Origin of the sequence: Parahaliea aestuarii (assembly GCF_008064635.1) — a bacterium.
Lineage (GTDB): Bacteria > Pseudomonadota > Gammaproteobacteria > Pseudomonadales > Halieaceae > Parahaliea > Parahaliea aestuarii.
Genome location: NZ_VRYZ01000001.1, coordinates 690,067 through 706,179, shown reverse-complemented (window position 1 = coordinate 706,179; position 16,113 = coordinate 690,067). Strand labels below are relative to the sequence as shown.

Sequence of the window (16,113 nt, the reverse complement as noted above, 5' to 3'; positions counted from 1 at the left end):
GGTACATCGCCGATCACTCCGCCACCACCAGGCCCGGCCAGCGATCACCCCGGAACCGGTGCAGCTGGCAGCGCCGTGTTCAGCGCTGCCAGCTGTATTCCCGCGCCATGCGCGTGAATCGATCGATGTTGTACTGGATCTGCGCGTCGGTTTGTTCGGCGCAGTCGCCAATGATGGGTAAATCCCGCAGGATGTCACTGTGTGGGTCGAGAATCACGCTGGCCCCGTCGGGGAGCGGGACAGCAACCGGTGCGCCCCCCATTGCCACGCGTTGCTCCTCACCGTTGATGCGGATAGTGACCGGCATCGGGAAGGGACGATCACCCGGCACCTTCCAGGCAAGCTTCAGTTGGCCGTCCTGGCGCCGCGCCTGCAGTTCGGGCATCCCGGCTTCATCGAGGTAGGCTGCAACCAGCCAGGAAAGATCCTCGCCCGCTTCCTCGCTCATGATCCGGATGAACTCTTCGGTGGTGCGGTAACGCGGCGCGATCGGGTAGGCAAGCGACCAGGGCTCGCGGGTGTCATACAGCAGCCGGCGCGTGCCGCCCCAGAAGGGCTGTTCGCCCATGTAGCGGCGCAGCGTGTGCAGCATCCAGGCGCCCTTGGTGTAGATGTCGCGATTGTCGAAGGCCTCGCCGACGTCGCCGACACCGGGATTGACCACCGGCAGGCAATGCTCGTTGCTCACGTAGGCTTCGTACATACGATCAAAGTAGCCCATGGCACCAACGAGCTCCTCGGCGTACACCGCCTGCATGTAGGCGCCGTATCCCTCGTGTAGCCAGGCGTCCTGCGGCCGCCGGTGGGTCATGACATTGCCAAACCACTCGTGCGCCAGTTCGTGGTGCAACAGCTGGTCAAAACCGTGCTTGCCCCGCTTGTATTGCTCGCCGTAGCCGTTGATGGTCTGGTGTTCCATGCCCAGGTGGGGGGTTTCCACAAAGCCGACCTTCTCATCGCCCCAGGGATAGGGACCCAGCAGCCTCTCGAAGAAGGCCAGGTCGTCGAACACTTCAGAGAGCACCAGTTTACGGGCCTTATCCACGTTCTTTTTCAGCGCCCAGAACTGCACCGGATAGGTGGTGCCGTTCACGCCAGTGTAGGATTCCTCGATCACCTCGTAGGGACCGCCATTAATGGCGATGGCATAACCGGTATAGGGGTGGCGCGATACCCAGCGCCAGGTATCGAAGCCATCGTCACCCTCTGTCACCCCGGCCAGCACGCCGACCGATGCGACCATCACGCCGCGGGGGGCGGACACGGCCACTTCCACGCCCTCCTCCGGTTTGTCGGCGTAGGTATCCTTGCAGGGCCACCACAGGTCACAGCCCTCGGTCTGCACGGCGGTGGCGAACCAGGGCGTGCCGTCAACTTCCGACCAGACAAAACCACCGTGCCAGGGCGGCGCAAGTGCAATGTGAGGTTGGCCGCCGTAGCTCACCCTGACCACCCGGGTCTCTCCCGCATCGACCTGCACGGGAAGCGCGACAGTAAAGCTGTCCCCATTGCGTTCGAAAGTAGCGGCAACCCCTGCCATGCTTGCCGCGTGCACCGTCAGATCCGGATCGAGGTCGAGTTCAATGGCCGACAGCGGTTCAATAGCGCGAAACGTGAGATCCAGCGTCCCCTCGATGGAGCGGCTTTCCGGCTGGATGCGAACCGACAGGGCGTAGTGCCGCACATCGAATGCCTGCTGTACGGATGACGGGGGCTTGCCGGTTTTGGCCGTTTCCGGGTGCAGGTCGTCGGCAAACGCCTCCCCCCGTGCCGCCGCCTCCAGTGCGCTGATGACTATGGCCGGTACAGCATCCGCTGCACCGTCGGCCACCCCGCCGTCGGTGGTCTCTCCGAACGCATTCGCGGCAGCAAGCATCGCTACGGCACAGTAACCCGCCCTCTTCCAGGGTGTTTCCGGTTTCATCGACAGTCTCCCGATTTCAGGTAGCGGTCAAAGTGTTCGATCAGTTTGCCAAACAGAAACGCCGAATAGGGCGTCTCATCGCGCCAGGCGTGTGTCGCCCCGGGGACGAAGACGGCGTCAAAGTTCTTGCCCTCACGGATCAAAGCCTCTGCCAGGGCAGCAATCGTTCTGAACGGCACCACCTGGTCCTGCATGCCGTGGATCAACATCAGGTGATCCTCCAGATTCCCCGCGAGGGCTTCAGCGCGCCGGGAAAAAATGTCCGGCTCGACGTCCGGGGTACGCACGATCGCCACATCATCGGTACCGAAATAGGCGGGGTCGACAGCTGACGCACCCGCTACGCCGGCACAGAACAGCCCGGGTTTGGACAGCAGCGTATACACGGTCATGGTGCCACCGTAGCTACTGCCCCAGATTCCCAGTCGCTGGGGATCGACATGGGGAAGTGTGCGCATATAGTCGACGGCACTGACCACGTCCTCGATATCTCCCCCGGCGAAATCCGTCAGGAACTCTTCGCGAAAATCACGGCCGTAGCCGGTACTGCCCCGAACATCGACTTGCACCACGATGTAACCCAGCTGCACCAGAAGCTGCTGCACCCGGGTATACACGCCGGCCCAGCGATTGCGAACGGTGTTGGAATAGATGGGCCCGAACAATACCGGGTAGCGATGCCCGGGTTTCAGTTTCGGCGGCTCCAGAATGCGGGCCTGCAGCGTGTAATCGTCGATGTGACTGGGAAAGGTCACATAGCGGGCGCGAGCCCACTGCCGCTGCCCGAATTCCGGCAGGGGCGAGTGCGTCACTCGCCGCAGACCTTCACCGCTAGCGGCGCCGATGTACAGTTCGGGTGGGTGCTGGTCATCGCTGCTGATCAACGCCAACGAGCGACCATCCGGCGCGGGATAGCCATCGTGATGCCCCGGCCGGCGGGTAAGGCGGGTTGCCGGCTGGCCGATGCCATCGGCACGGTACAGATGTCGCACGGCGGGCTGCCCTGCGGTGGCGTGAAAGAACACCGCACCGGTTTCCGCCACCACCTCCGGAGCCGCCAGGGCATCGAAGCCCGGGTCAGAGAGGCGCTGCGGCGCTGCGTTGGCCACACCGGGGTCCAGGGCGTAGATGCCGTAGTAATTTTCCCGGTCGCTGAGGAACAGGATCCTGCTGCCATCGGCGCTCCAGCGCGCGCCAAACCGGGTGTATATACGGCTGCTCCGGCGATGGTGCCAGACTTCCCTGAGCGCACTCTGGCCGGGATCTGCCGTGTAGAGCCAGCGCTCCACCGCCGTATCCGACGCCACATCCAGCAGCAGCCGGCCCGCCGGGGACCAGTCGAAACTGACCACCTGGTTGGCGGTAGTATCGCGCAGGTCGAGCAGGGTCAGCTCGCCCGACTCGATATGGAGCAGGCCCACCGACCGGGATTCATTGGGGTCACCCGGGTAGCCCCGCCTGACAAAGTTCGGGGAGGTGTCCTCCGGTGCCAGGTAGTCGGGGAAAGACACCTTGCGCATTCCCCGGCGGTCGACAATATGCAGCGCCACGTGGTTTCCATCGGGCGACCACTGGTAGGTCGGCCCGCCCCAGATCCCGCTGCCAACCTCGCGTTCGGGGCGCCGGTAACGGCCCGCCGCCAGCGCCGAGAGGGGGGCGATACCCACATTGGTGAGCGCGGTGACCTTGCCGGTCGACAAATCCAGCATCCAGAGATCACCCTGCCGGAGCCAACTGACGCGCTTACCGCCCGGTGCCACCGCCAGATGGGAGGCTCCCGGCAGCTCATCTGCCAGCAGGCGGTCGTCGCCACTGAGAGTGCTCAACCAGAGACTGTCGCCACGCAGGCTAACCAGCGATTTGGCGTCTGGCAGCCAGGCGATCTCGCGCACCGGCGCGGACTCAGCCGGCAGGTTGTCACCCAGCTGCCGGAGCCCCGCACCATCCCGGCCGACCAGCCACAGGCCGCTACGGGTTTGACCGGGCTCGGCCCAGATGAATGCCAGATGTTCGCTGTCCGCCGACCAGACCGGCATCGCCGGTGGTGTACCAAACAGGCTCGGCGTATCGAATACCCGCTCGAGACTCAGGGGCGGCAGATTGTCTTCGGCCGCAGAAGCAGCACCAGCGACCACTGCGCTGGTGTAAACACAGGCGATGGCTGCGTTTTGCAGGCATCGCAGGAATCCCCGCAATCGAAAAAGCGGCCCTTTCCGGGAAAGGACCGCTCTTTCGAATACAGAGAGAGTCAGACCAGTCGTCAAAACATCACTCCACTGGATGGATTTGCAGAAAAAGAGTCACCGGCCGCCCCGGGGAATGAGGCGGCCGGTAAAGGGGGGAGGTAACGGCGCTTAGAACCTCAGCGTCGTACCGACGAACAGGAAGCGACCGAGCGCATCGTAAACACCCGGGAAGGTGTTACCGGTACCGTAGCTGCCACCGGCGCCACCTACCTGATTGCTCAGCGGAGGCTGGCGATCGAAGATGTTGTTCACACCGACACGGAAATCAATGTTCTCCGTAATCATGCCGGTAACGGCCAGGTCGAAGTAGTCCCTGGCTGCGAGGCGTTCGGACGTGGCATTGCCGTCAGTACCGAGCAGATCCACTTCACCGAAGTGACGCCAGGTGAGTCGCGCTTCGATGTCAGACCAGGGTGCCATCCAGATGATCGGCATCTGGTGACGGTACTCGGGGGAGGAAACACCACACTGCGCACGGTTGGAAGAGAAGTAGTCGACACAGTCGATGGCCGCTTCGCCCGGCAGGGGAATCTTCTCGAGGGTGTCCAGCACCGTGGCAATGTAGTTCACGCGCACGCTGCCGAGGCTGCCGATATCGAAGCCGTAGGCGGCGGAAATATCAAAGCCGGAAGTTTCCAGGGAGCCCGTGTTGACGTTGGTCGCGATGACGTAGGCATTTTCGTTGCCCCACAGCCGCCCGTTGACGGGGTCGCGCTGGATCAGGCTGCAGAAGAAACTGTCGCCGGAATCGAGGCAGTTGTTCAGTGCCGTCTGCTCGGGAACCGTTGCGATGAAGTCTTCTACTTCGATCTGGAAGTAGTCAACTGACACCGTCAGGTTCTCGATGAAGTCGGGCGTGAACACCACACCGAAGGTGTAGGTGTCGGAGGTCTCTACGTCCAGGTCCTCGTTACCGCCCTGCAGATTGTTGAACTGGCCACCGATCGAGTCGGCCACCTGTCCATACTGGGCACCGGTAACGCCGGTTCTGGCGCAGTCTTCCGCGGAACGGGCGGGATTGGGGCCGGAACAGGGGTCAAAGGTGCCGTTGGCCAGCTCAGGCAGGTTGAACTCGAAGCGATTGTTCGGTGCAAACAACTCCAGGGGGTTGGGCGACCGCGTGGCGCGCTGGTACTGGGCGCGGAAGCGGATGTCCATGTTCGGCGCATAGCTGGCGCCGAAGGCGTAGGTGCTCTGGGTCCCGGTAGTGTCTTCGTAGTCGGAGAAGCGGTAGGCACCGGTCACGGACAGATCCTGGACACCGGGCGCATCCTGCACCAGAGGCATCTGGACCTCGGCGAAGAATTCCGTCACCGGAATAGCGCCGGAAACATCGGCACGGGGGTTGCCGAGCGCGCCACTGCGGGTCAGAAAATCATTGGTCTGGCTGAGTTCGTCCTTGCGATATTCCAGGCCAACCACGGTCATCAGGCCTTCATCAGCCCACGGGCTGGTGACGCCATAAGCACCCAGGTCGCCGGTCAGCGAGCCCATGAAGACCTTCTGCTTGACGAAACCTTCACGGAAGCCGGGAGCCTGAACATAGTCCAGCGCTTCCTGAGTCACACCGCCAAGCTGGAAGGGGTTGTAGGGCACACAGTTGGTGTCTATGCCATCGATCGCCACCTGACAGGCGGGCAGGCCAGTGGCCGGATCAATACGAACCTCGAGGGCGTTTTCCACCAGGTTGATGTTGAAGAAGTTGGCGGCCTGGTCGGAGTACTCCACTTCAGCGTATTGAGCGGAAATATCATAGGACCAGACGTCGTTGATATCACCGCGCAGACCGCCAACCAGGCGGAACGAGCTGTGTTCAACGGTGTTCATGCGGCCACCGCCCTCGACGTTGCGACGAGCGATGTTCAGCGGCGCGTCGTCACTGCCGGAGAAGCCATTGGCGGTACAGATAATGTCCCGCTGCTCATCGGAGAGGAAGGGGTTGTCGCAGTTGATCGAGTCGGTCTGGCCGGCAAAAATCCCCGCGGGGGCAATCTGGTCGACAATCTCGTTGGTGGTGTAGCCGAATTCGCCGTAGGCCTCTACGTGTTCATTGATGTCATAGTGACCGATAGCACCGAAACTCCAGCGCTCGTTCGGCTGGATATAGTTGTTCAGCGGTGCGAAGTTGTAGGTGTCCTGCGGGTTTTCAAAGGGCCTGGCACTGCCGTCGTCTGCCAGCGTAAAGTCGAAGGGGTTCGCTACCGGGCCGCCATTGATAAAACGCGCCGGATTCGTTGTGCTCGAGCCGGCACAGGTGTACTGGGTACCGTTGTTGCGTGTACCAAGTCCACAGGCGCTGCCGATGCGCTCACCCTGCAGCACGGCGTCCTGTTTGCGATAGGTAAAGTACCCCGTGATGTTGCCGCGACCGTCGTCAGCATTCAGGCCAGCCATGATGCTGATATTGTAAGACTCGCCGTCGTAGGTGGAACCCGGCACCGGCTGATCGAACTCCCTGAGAACCGACTCTATGTTGTCGTTCTCGTTACCTGTCTGGTAGCCACCGTACTGCAGGTCGACTTCAATGCCCTCAAAGTCGTCCTTGAGGATAAAGTTGACGACACCGGCTACCGCATCGGCGCCGTAAACCGCTGACGCACCACCGGTGAGGACTTCAACGCGCTCAACCAGTTGCGAGGGCACCTGGTTAAGGTCCGCGGCCGGCGCAATCGGCGAGCCCATCGGCAGCCTGCGGCCGTTTACCAGCACCAGAGTACGCTCAGCCCCAAGGCCGCGCAGATCTACCGTCGCAGTACCTGTTGCCTCGTTGGCCTTGCTCGCGGTTTCCGAGGGAGACACCTGCGGCAGTACGTTCAGCATGTCTTCCACGCGAATCGTACCGCGGGCTTCGATTTCACCGGCATCAACCGTCGTCACCGGGCTCGGTGACACTTCATTGCCACGCGCCAGGCGGGAACCCGTCACAACCACTTCTTCCAATGCGGCATCCGCTCCTGACTGGGCGAAAACGGCGTTGGCGTTCACCGCCATCATCACTGCCAACGGCAGTGGCATCAACGCGGGCAGCGCGCGCTGTCCGCGCACTCTCACTGTTTCTACGGGTTTCCTTCCGGACATGCTATTACCCCTACAATTAATCGTTTGTGTTAAACCCCGGCGTCACTGCCACGTAAACGGAACTCTCCATGAGCAGATGACAGAGACATTACGGCACCTGCCAAAATAAATGTCAATAATCACATGTATATTCACACTATTTTTCATGTTTCTGGTGTAACCGAGCGCAATGGAGGTGCGGTAGAACGCCATTGCGCACCACGGATGTGCATTTGAGGGGCAAGCGCTCGTTCATGAATTCGCAGGGGAGGGAGACAGGGCGGATCAATTGACCCGGAGAAGGCTGATGAGGAAAAATTGAGTCGATCGACAAGCCGGATTCTGTCGTGGGCAATCCTTCATCAAGGAACACTTGGATACCCACCTCGCATGCCTTAACATCCGAGTCATAACCAACAGTCATAGTTAGAGGTCACCATGATTACTGCTCGCATCCTGATGCTGTTCCAGGCTTTGATTCTGGTTTGCGCCACCACCGCCACCAGCACCCAGGCTGCCGTTATTTCCACGCCGGACTACGTCAGTGAAACCAGCCGCGACGGGCGTCTGGCCCAGATCAACGCGGTGCTGGCCAGGGATGAGGTGCGCCAGCAACTGGTGGCCATGGGCGTCTCCCATGAAGACGCGATGGCGCGCGTTGCCGCCCTCAGCCCCGCTGAACTGCAACAGCTCGGCCAGCGTATGGAGCAACTGCCCGCAGGCGGCGACATACTGGGATTGATCGGCGCGGTCTTTGTGGTGTTGTTGATCCTGGAGCTGGTTGGCGTCACCAACATCTTCACCGCGGTCTAGGCCTGCCTGCAGCCCACACCGGCGCCCCGCTGTCGTGACTGCCGGGCGCCTGCTGTCGGTATTTTTGCTCGGCGCAGCGCTGAGTGCCTGCGGCACCTTTCCTGATATTCCTCCGGCGCCGGACTCGGCTTCCGTGGAACTGGATGATGTGCCGTTTTTTCCCCAGTCCCGCTACCAATGCGGCCCCGCCGCCCTCGCCACGACGCTGAATTACAGCGGCGTGGATATTGACGACCGCGCCCTCGAGCAGGCCGTTTTCCTGCCGGGTCGCGAGGGCAGCCTGCAGGCAGAACTGCTGGCGGCCAGCCGCCGCCATGGGCGCATCCCCTACCGCATTGCCGGCAATCCCGAGGCACTGACCAGCGAGCTGGCGGCGGGAAACCCGGTGCTGGTCATGCAGAACCTGGGCATCGATGCGCTGCCGCAATGGCACTACGCCGTCGTGGTGGGCTACCATTCCGGCGAGCGCCAGTGGCTGCTGCGCTCCGGCACCGAGCGCCGGCACACCGCTTCTCACACCCGCTTCCTGATCAGCTGGCAGAAGGCCGCCTACTGGGCCGCAGTCACCCTTCCTCCCGGGCGCCTGCCCGCCTCTGCAACGCCGGCAACAGTCACACAGGCCCTGGCGGATGCGGAGCGTGTTATGGGGGCGCCAACGGTGTTGCCCGGCTGGGAAGCCGCAGTGACGCGCTGGCCGGGACAGGCAGAGTTGCTGTTTGGTGCGGCCAATGCCCAGCGCTCGGCGGGGCATAAGCATGCTGCCAGCCAACGCTTCGAGCAGCTATTGATTAGCGATCCGGAGCACTACGCCGGTCGCAACAACTACGCTGACCTGCTATTGGCGCTGGGCTGCCCCGCCAGCGCCCGGACCGTGCTGGCGCCGGCGCAACAGGCCCGCGGACTGGCCCCCGCACTGGAGGCCGTGATCGCGGCTACCGCCGGGGAACTGGATCAGTATCCGGCGCAACCCGATCGTGAAGACTGCCCCGCCGCACCGTCCTGAGCGATCCCTGCCCCCTAGTGAAAGTAGATCGGGTTGGTGTAGGCGTAGGCATAATTGTTCTCGCCCTCCACGTACACGATCGCCCACTTCTTACCCCGGATATCGAGGGCCAGACTGTCCTTGATATGCATCACATGATCGTAGCGTTTATCAACCGCCAGCTCGCCGTCGACCACAACCATTAATCTGCTCAGGGGTTTGTGGGAGACAATATCCAGCTCCAGCGTATTCTGCGCCTGTGGCAGCGCCGTTTCCCCGGGCATGGCACCGTTGATTTGCGCCAGCAGAAGTGGACCACTGGTGACAAAACTGTGCGCCATGTTCTGCGCCAGTTTCTCGGTGGTCAGTTCGCCCCCGGTGTACACATAGGTTCTGGGCGAACCTCCCATCAGCGCGATGTCCTCCAGCTGGTTTTCCACGAAGTCCAGATGCTGGTACATCAGGGCACCGGGTACATCGTCGGTCAATGCGTAGGCGAGACCTTGCGGCAGGTAGGGGTGCAGGCCGAAAAATACCTCTTTCACGCCTTCACTGAGGCGGTTGTACCCCGCGATCTGCTCTGCCACTTTGGTGTCGTGTGTATCGCTGGAACCCAGCGAGGGAAACTTTGCACCGGTATTGAGCAGGCGATACCACTGGTGAAACACCCGCTCCATCGCTTCAAAGGGGTGTTCAGCCCTGGAGCCGAAGTAGTAGATCCCACCCTGCATAAAACCGGAGCCGCCATTCCAGCCCTCGGTTGCATCGAACTGGAGGACGGTCTCTTTGTGCCGCACCCAGTCCAGATTCATATCGCCCCAGGTACTGCTCGCGTTGTCTCCGAAGGCCTCATAGGCGCGCGAGCCGCCGTGGGGATGGTTAATGTTCTGGAATTGCCCCATTTCCCGCATTTCATGTGCGATACGGTGAATCGCGTCCAGCCGCTCTTCCAGCGGGTCATCGTGGCCGGGCGTTTCATGGTCGATATGCTCATATTCGCCCAGCGGATTCAGGGGCTCCCACACAATCATGTGACCAATTCGGGTGGTGACTTCGTCGCCACCCACCGTGTGGTAGGGGGCATGCCCCGCGTGCTCGAGCCCCATGTCGATGGCCGCCTGCCTGGCCACCGGGTTCTGGCCCACCACATTGTGATCCGTTTGCACCGACCAGTGGAGGCCCACGGCGGCATTGGCGCGAAGGAGGTCATCGATTGCGTCCTTGCCATCGGCAAAGGCGGAGTGCTGGTGAGGGTCCCCGGCGAACCAGCCCCTCTGTGTCATATCTACCAGCTGCACCAGATCGATATCCATGTTGATGGATTCACCGGCGTTCACACTGAAGTCGTGGAAAACGAATTCGAACTCGGGACCCTTGCTGACGAGCAACTGGTAGTCGCCGGGGGACAACGCCAGTTCAAAGCGGCCATCCAGTTCAGTGAATTCTGTAGTCACTACATCGACAAACCGCTCCTTGCGCGGCCGGTTATAGACACGGAGCATGGCGGTAGTGCCCTTCCCCGCCACGGTCACCACGCCGCCAATACCCTCATTAATGGACGGTGCCGAGGCAGTCGTGACCTTGCTGGCAAATTCGGTGGCATAGACCGGCGTCAGATCCTGATGCCTGAAGGCGGGAATCACCAGGAAAACGAGGGCGATGAACGCGACCACGAGCATCAGCGCGACGGCGGAAATTCTGATGAGAAGAGTCATGGATGCGGCTTTCTGCGGATTATTCTGAAGAGTCCAGCCGGCATTCTATGACGCCAATATGACAATCCGGCAACGCTTCCATGCCTGCATGGTGGATGTACGTGACAGAAAAAGTTGAGTCGGTCGATAAGCCGGGTTCTGTCGTGGACGATCATTCATCTGCGACAGGCGTCACCGCCTGCCTGTAGCGACCTACCCGAATCCACTGCGGGCCGCAGCGTATGGATTCCTATTTGGTCTTGCTCCGAGTGGGGTTTACCATCGCCGCGCCTGTTGCCAGCCGCGCGGTGCGCTCTTACCGCACCATTTCACCCTTACCGGGCCACCGAAGTAGCCAGGCGGTATCCTTTCTGTTGCACTTTCCGTAGGCTCGCGCCCCCCAGGCGTTACCTGGCACCCTGCCCTATGGAGCCCGGACTTTCCTCCCCGCCCGCAGCCGAAGCTGACGGCGAAGCGATCGCCTGACCGACTCGGCGGCAAGACTACGCGGGGCGCCGGGGCAAGGCAAGCGCTATCGTCGGCATTTCAATCCTGCTGCAACAGGAAGTCATAGAGCTGCTTTTTGCGCAGCCCGGTGAGATCGGCCACCACCGCCGCCGCCCGCTTTGGCGGCAGCTCTTGCGCCAACCGGCGCAGCAGCCGGGCGCTGTCGGCATCGATGGTCTCCACCCGGTCGCGCTGCCCGGCCACCACCAGCACGATCTCGCCGCGCTGCTGATTGCTGTCGGCGGCCACAAAGGTCTGCAGGTCGGCCAGCGGCGCCCGGCGCAGGGTTTCGAAGGCCTTGGTGAGTTCCCGCGCCAGCAGTGCCTCGCGCTCTGCACCAAAGGCTTCGACCATATCCGCCAGGCATTCCAGCACCCGGTGCGGTGCCTCGTAGAACACCAGGGTTTCCGGACGCTGGGCCAATTCCGCCAGCCGGCCCTGACGGGCAGTCGCCTTGCCCGGCAGGAAGCCCTCGAACAGGAAGCGGTCGGTGGGCAGGCCCGAGGCCGACAGAGCCGCCACAGCGGCGCAGGGACCCGGCACCGGAAACACCACCAGCCCCGCCTCCTGGGCGTCGCGTACCAGGCGATAGCCGGGGTCGGAAATCAGCGGAGTGCCGGCATCGGATACCAGCGCCACCACGCCCCCGCCGGTGACACAGTCCAGAATGCGCCGCCCGGCGCGCGCGTCGGAGTGGTCGTGATAGGCCAGCACCTGGTTGTCGATGTTGAATTTCGCCAGCAGGTTACGGGTCGTCCGGGTGTCTTCGGCCGCCACCAGATCGGCCGCCGCCAGTACCTCGAGGGCGCGGCGGCTGATGTCCCCGAGGTTGCCGATGGGGGTTGCCACCACGTACAGTCCGGAATCCAGTTTCACTCGCCAACCTTACCCTTGCGCGCAATCACTCTATAATGGCCAGCACCGCGCCAGTTCCGCGGTGCCGAGAAAGTAGCGAAGGATAGCATGAGAGATTACCCGACACGTCGCCACCGCCCCCTCGCCGGCCTGCTGCTGGCCGCCGCCCTGTTATTGCAGGCCTGCGCTGAGACCCCGGTGCAGGAGCGCCCGGACGACCTGCCCGAGCCGCCCGACAGTGCAGCGGAAACCAGCCTGCCCAAGGAAGCCGCGGCGGATCGCTCACTGCCCGACAGCGTCTACGCCCCGGCCTTCGCCCGGGCTGAGGCACAGTTGGCACGGCAGGACTGGATGCAGGCCGAGCGCAGCCTTGTGGACATAACTGCGCCGCTCAACCACAACGACGAGGCCTACCTGCGCTATCTGCAGGCGCGCATTGCCTGGCAGCGCGGCCGGCCCGAACAGGCCCGCGCCAGGCTGCAGGACTATCCGGCGGCGGACACCGCCCTCGCCCTCTCCGACAGGATCATCAGCTTTCAGCGCCAGTTGAGCGCCGCCGCTGGCAACTACCTGGACAGCGCCCGCATGGGCAGCCGGTTGCTGAGCGCCGATCCGCAGCAACCCGGTGCCCGGTCTCTCAAGGCCAGTATCTGGCGCGACCTGGAGCGAGTGCCGGCGGAGCAACTGGCCGCCGCCAGCGGCCAGGCTGACAGCGACTGGCAGGCATGGCTGGATCTTGCGCGCCTAACCGCCAATGCCAGCAGCCCTTCCGCGCTGGAGAGTGGGCTGCGCCAGTGGCGCGACGAGCATTCCCAGCACCCCGCCGCGTCCCCCCTGCCGGGCGGCCTGGGTGCGCTGCTGGACAAACCTCTGAACACACAGACCGTGGCGCTGCTGCTGCCCCTCAGCGGCCGCCTGGCCCCAGCCGCAAGGGCGGTACAAGACGGCTATCTGGCCGCCTACTACCGATCCGCCGCCTCCGGCGCGCCAGAACACGAGCTGCTGGTGCTGGACACCAGCGCCTACCCCGACGCGGTGAGCGCCTACCAGGACGCGGTGCGCCAGGGCGCGACCATGGTGGTCGGGCCGCTCAGCAAACAGGCGGTGAGCGCGGTCGGCCAGATGCCCGATCGGCCGGTACCGGTACTGGCCCTGAACCGCAGCGACGACCCCCTGCCCCCGGGGCCGACAGCACTGGTGCAACTCTCGCTGTCTCCGGAGGACGAAGTGGACACCCTCGCCACCCAGGCCTGGAACGGCGGTGCCCGCCGCGCCCTGATCGTGCGCCCGGCCGGCGAGTGGGGCGACAAGCTCAATGACACCCTGCAGCAGCACTGGCAGGCGCTGGGCGGGGATATTGTCAGCGCCATAACCTACGCCAGCGCAGAGGCTTACTCCGACACCATCAAACAGGCCCTGCAGCTCGACGCCAGCGAGGCCCGGGCGCGCCAGGTCCGCGCCATGCTGGCCACCAATATCGAGACAAGCGCTCGCCGGCGCCAGGACATCGACGCCATCTTCCTGCTGGCCGGCAGTCCCGACGAGGCCCGTGCCATCAAGCCCCTGCTGGCCTTCCACTACGCGGGGGATATCCCGGTCTACGCACCGTCGGCGGTGTACAGCGGCATCCCCGGGCGCGGTGACAGCGACCTCAACGGTATTATTCTCGCCGAACTGCCGTGGCTACTCGGGGCCGACCCGGGCCTGCGGGTGGCGATCGCCGCCGGTGACACCGGCAGCGACAGCTACACCCGGCTGAACGCCCTCGGCGCCGATGCCTTCCTGCTGCAGAGCCGCTTTGCCCAGTTGCAGGCGGGGGCCGATGCCCTGCTGCGGGGCAGCACCGGCCTGCTCAGCATGGATCCGCAACTGCGCATCCGCCGCGAGCCACAGGCGGCCACATTTGATGGCGGCCGACTGAAGCCGCGCTGACTATACTGGCGGCCTGCCATTGAGGAGGCCGTCACGCTGACTACCGCCGACGATCCGCACGAGAACCGCGCCGCCGAATACCTGCAGCAACAGGGGCTGCGCCTGGTGGGGCGCAATATCCGCTACCGCGGAGGTGAACTGGATATCGTCGCCCTCGACGGCGATACCCTGGTGTTCGTGGAGGTGCGAGCCCGCAGCAATCCGCGCTATGCCGGGGCCGCCGCTTCCGTCGACCGGCGCAAGCAGCGCAAACTGCAGCTGGCCGCCAGCCTGTTCCTGCGCTCCCAGCCCCGCTGGCGCAATTACCCCTGCCGATTTGACGTTATCGCCTTCGAGCCGCGACAATCATCGCCGGCGCCGGACCCTCTGTGGATTCGGTCCGCATTCACTGCCTGAGCCACACCACTCCGGGAACATCGCATGGATCACTATGAACTGCTGGCCGCCAACTGCCAGGGCACCATTGAAGCACTGGCCATGGCGGTGGACCCGGCCGCGCCCGCCCTTGCCACCGGCGCCGAACTGATGGTGGCCGCCATGCTCAACGAGCGCAAAATCCTGGCCTGCGGCAGCGGCCCCGACGCCGCCCTCGCGCAACTGTTCGCCATCAACCTGCTGGGGCACTTCCAGCAGGAGCGCCCCGCCCTGCCAGCCCTGGCCCTGGCCAGCGATGGCGGCGTGGTCGGAGCGATCGCCAGTGCCGATGGCAGTGATGAAATCTACGCCCGCCAGGTGCTGGCCCTGGGGCAGAGCGGCGATGTGCTGCTGTGCATTGCCAGCGCTGGCCTCAACGGGCAGTTGCAGCGCGCCCTGGAAAGCGCCCGCGAGCGGAACATGGCTATCGCCCTGCTGTCGAACGGCGTGGACGAGCGCATCCCCGCCCTGCTCAGCGCAGGGGATGCGGCCATCGCCCTGGACCGGATTGCACCGTCCCGCGCGCTGGAGCGCCACGCCGTGCTGCTCCAGAATCTTTGCGAATTCATTGACCACGCCCTGTTCGGCGGTTTTACAGGACACTGACTCCATGCGTTATCTCTTCGCCCCCCTCCTTGTCGCCAGTCTCTCCCTGTCGGGCTGCGGCAGCATGCTCGCCACCATGAAGTCCAATCCCATTGAGGACGAACCGGTGGAACGCACCATGGGCCGGCAACTGGAAGACGAAGCCGTCGAAACCAAGGCCACGGTCAATATCCGCGCCTCGGACGCGCGCTTTGAGCAGGCCCACCTGGTCATCGTCAGCTACAACGGATTCGTGCTGCTGGCCGGGCAGGTCGCCAGCGAAGAATTGAAAAACAAGGCGTCTGATGTGGTACGCAAGATTCGCGGGGTACGCCGCATCTACAACGAACTGGAGGTGGCCGCGGCCAGTTCCGGCATGACGCGCACCGCAGACGCCTGGATTACCGCGAAGGTCAAATCCTGGCTGATCGGACACTCCAGTACACCCGGCATGCGCACCAAGGTCGTGACCGAAAACGGCGTGGTCTATCTGATGGGCATGGCCACCCAGGCCGAGGCCGACCGGGTGACCGATGTGGCCGCCGGCCTGTCCGGCGTGCAGCGTGTGGTAAGGCTGTTTGAGATTGTGTCGGGCTGAAACGGAGTGACCGCCGCTGCGTGCTTCTATCCAGGATGGATCCCTGCCTGAAGCGGCAGGGATGACCGCCACTGCGTGGCGGTCACTTCACGATCTTGAGGGAGGGGCGGCCTTCGGGCTTGTCGGGGCCGTTATCCGGCGGAAGGTCGGGGTCGTCGTCAGGGCCATTCGGCCCCTCTTCCGCCTCGAACACCATGCCCTGGCCATTTTCCCGGGCATAGATACCCACCACGGCATTCACCGGTACGCGGATGTCGGTTGGCACGCCGCCAAAGCGGCCGTTGAAGTAGACCAGGTCGTTGGCGATGTTGAGGTCTATCACCGCACTCGGTGAAATGTTCAACACGATCTGGCCGTCTTTCACATACTGGCGCGGCACCTCGACACCGCGGATCGAGGCGTCCACCAGCAGATACGGTGTGCAGCCGTTGTCCACGATCCACTCGTAGAGGGCGCGCATGATATAGGGACGACTGGGCGTCATAGAAGCTACTCCGCAGACCGCA

12 protein-coding genes and 1 other RNA gene are annotated in these 16,113 nt (G+C 63.5%); 6 read left to right on the top strand and 7 right to left on the bottom strand.

Going from position 1 to position 16,113, the window contains the following annotated elements:
- Positions 1-79 precede the first annotated feature (79 nt).
- The 3 genes from FVW59_RS03215 to FVW59_RS03205 all read right to left on the bottom strand — a co-directional run bounded on the left by FVW59_RS03215 (position 80) and on the right by FVW59_RS03205 (position 7,221).
- Positions 80-1,924, bottom strand: a complete 1,845-nt coding sequence (locus FVW59_RS03215; RefSeq protein WP_246139608.1) for a M1 family metallopeptidase — start codon at positions 1,922-1,924, stop codon at positions 80-82.
- Complete coding sequence (locus tag FVW59_RS03210) at positions 1,921-4,119, bottom strand: prolyl oligopeptidase family serine peptidase (RefSeq protein WP_148062767.1); 2,199 nt, start codon at positions 4,117-4,119, stop codon at positions 1,921-1,923. The genes FVW59_RS03215 and FVW59_RS03210 overlap by 4 nt, the downstream gene beginning before the upstream one ends.
- Positions 4,120-4,278: 159 nt before the next feature.
- The gene (locus tag FVW59_RS03205) at positions 4,279-7,221 is read right to left on the bottom strand and encodes a TonB-dependent receptor domain-containing protein (RefSeq protein WP_187275726.1); all 2,943 of its coding nucleotides are present in this window, start codon (positions 7,219-7,221) and stop codon (positions 4,279-4,281) included.
- Between the two features lie 444 nt (positions 7,222-7,665).
- Between FVW59_RS03205 and FVW59_RS03200 the strand changes: the two genes are divergently transcribed.
- Both FVW59_RS03200 and FVW59_RS03195 read left to right on the top strand, forming a co-directional pair.
- Complete coding sequence (locus FVW59_RS03200) at positions 7,666-8,040, top strand: PA2779 family protein (RefSeq protein ID WP_148062765.1); 375 nt, start codon at positions 7,666-7,668, stop codon at positions 8,038-8,040.
- Between the two features lie 34 nt (positions 8,041-8,074).
- Entirely contained in the window at positions 8,075-9,043 is a 969-nt protein-coding gene (locus FVW59_RS03195) for a PA2778 family cysteine peptidase (RefSeq protein ID WP_148062764.1), read from the top strand.
- Positions 9,044-9,057: 14 nt separating this feature from the next.
- On the opposite strand, the gene FVW59_RS03190 is transcribed toward FVW59_RS03195, so the two are convergent.
- From FVW59_RS03190 to rsmI, 3 genes are all read right to left on the bottom strand, one after another.
- Complete coding sequence (locus tag FVW59_RS03190; RefSeq protein WP_148062763.1) at positions 9,058-10,737, bottom strand: CehA/McbA family metallohydrolase domain-containing protein; 1,680 nt, start codon at positions 10,735-10,737, stop codon at positions 9,058-9,060.
- A gap of 111 nt (positions 10,738-10,848) precedes the next feature.
- Positions 10,849-11,210: RNase P RNA component class A (gene rnpB, locus FVW59_RS03185), an RNA gene on the bottom strand.
- Between the two features lie 52 nt (positions 11,211-11,262).
- The gene (gene rsmI, locus FVW59_RS03180) at positions 11,263-12,099 is read right to left on the bottom strand and encodes a 16S rRNA (cytidine(1402)-2'-O)-methyltransferase (RefSeq protein WP_425468388.1); all 837 of its coding nucleotides are present in this window, start codon (positions 12,097-12,099) and stop codon (positions 11,263-11,265) included.
- A gap of 87 nt (positions 12,100-12,186) precedes the next feature.
- On the opposite strand from rsmI, the gene FVW59_RS03175 reads away from it, so the two are divergent.
- From FVW59_RS03175 to FVW59_RS03160, 4 genes are read left to right on the top strand one after another with little or no spacing between them, the layout of a single operon-like run.
- Positions 12,187-14,010 carry a penicillin-binding protein activator gene (locus tag FVW59_RS03175; RefSeq protein WP_148062762.1) on the top strand — a complete coding sequence of 608 codons (1,824 nt, stop codon included), beginning with the start codon at positions 12,187-12,189 and terminating at the stop codon, positions 14,008-14,010.
- An 18-nt stretch (positions 14,011-14,028) separates the two neighbouring features.
- The gene (locus FVW59_RS03170) at positions 14,029-14,406 is read left to right on the top strand and encodes a YraN family protein (RefSeq protein WP_342779683.1); all 378 of its coding nucleotides are present in this window, start codon (positions 14,029-14,031) and stop codon (positions 14,404-14,406) included.
- Between the two features lie 24 nt (positions 14,407-14,430).
- A complete protein-coding gene (locus FVW59_RS03165) occupies positions 14,431-15,030 on the top strand; it encodes a D-sedoheptulose-7-phosphate isomerase (protein ID WP_148062760.1) in 600 nt (199 codons plus the stop codon).
- Positions 15,031-15,034: 4 nt separating this feature from the next.
- Positions 15,035-15,607 (top strand): BON domain-containing protein, encoded by a 573-nt coding sequence (locus FVW59_RS03160; RefSeq protein WP_246139606.1) that lies wholly within the window; start codon positions 15,035-15,037, stop codon positions 15,605-15,607.
- 82 nt (positions 15,608-15,689) lie between these two features.
- Here FVW59_RS03160 and FVW59_RS03155 read toward each other — a convergent pair whose 3' ends face one another.
- Positions 15,690-16,091, bottom strand: a complete 402-nt coding sequence (locus FVW59_RS03155) for a ClpXP protease specificity-enhancing factor (protein WP_148062759.1) — start codon at positions 16,089-16,091, stop codon at positions 15,690-15,692.
- Between the last annotated feature and the right edge of the window lie 22 nt (positions 16,092-16,113).

Excerpts from the sequence above, each read along its gene's own strand:
- FVW59_RS03160 (WP_246139606.1), top strand. The coding sequence starts at position 15,035 with ATGCGTTATCTCTTCGCCCCCCTCCTTGTCGCCAGTCTCTCCCTGTCG.
- FVW59_RS03215 (WP_246139608.1), bottom strand. The coding sequence starts at position 1,924 with ATGAAACCGGAAACACCCTGGAAGAGGGCGGGTTACTGTGCCGTAGCG.
- FVW59_RS03155 (WP_148062759.1), bottom strand. The coding sequence starts at position 16,091 with ATGACGCCCAGTCGTCCCTATATCATGCGCGCCCTCTACGAGTGGATC.
- FVW59_RS03175 (WP_148062762.1), top strand. The coding sequence starts at position 12,187 with ATGAGAGATTACCCGACACGTCGCCACCGCCCCCTCGCCGGCCTGCTG.
- FVW59_RS03165 (WP_148062760.1), top strand. The coding sequence starts at position 14,431 with ATGGATCACTATGAACTGCTGGCCGCCAACTGCCAGGGCACCATTGAA.
- FVW59_RS03200 (WP_148062765.1), top strand. The coding sequence starts at position 7,666 with ATGATTACTGCTCGCATCCTGATGCTGTTCCAGGCTTTGATTCTGGTT.
- FVW59_RS03190 (WP_148062763.1), bottom strand. The coding sequence starts at position 10,737 with ATGACTCTTCTCATCAGAATTTCCGCCGTCGCGCTGATGCTCGTGGTC.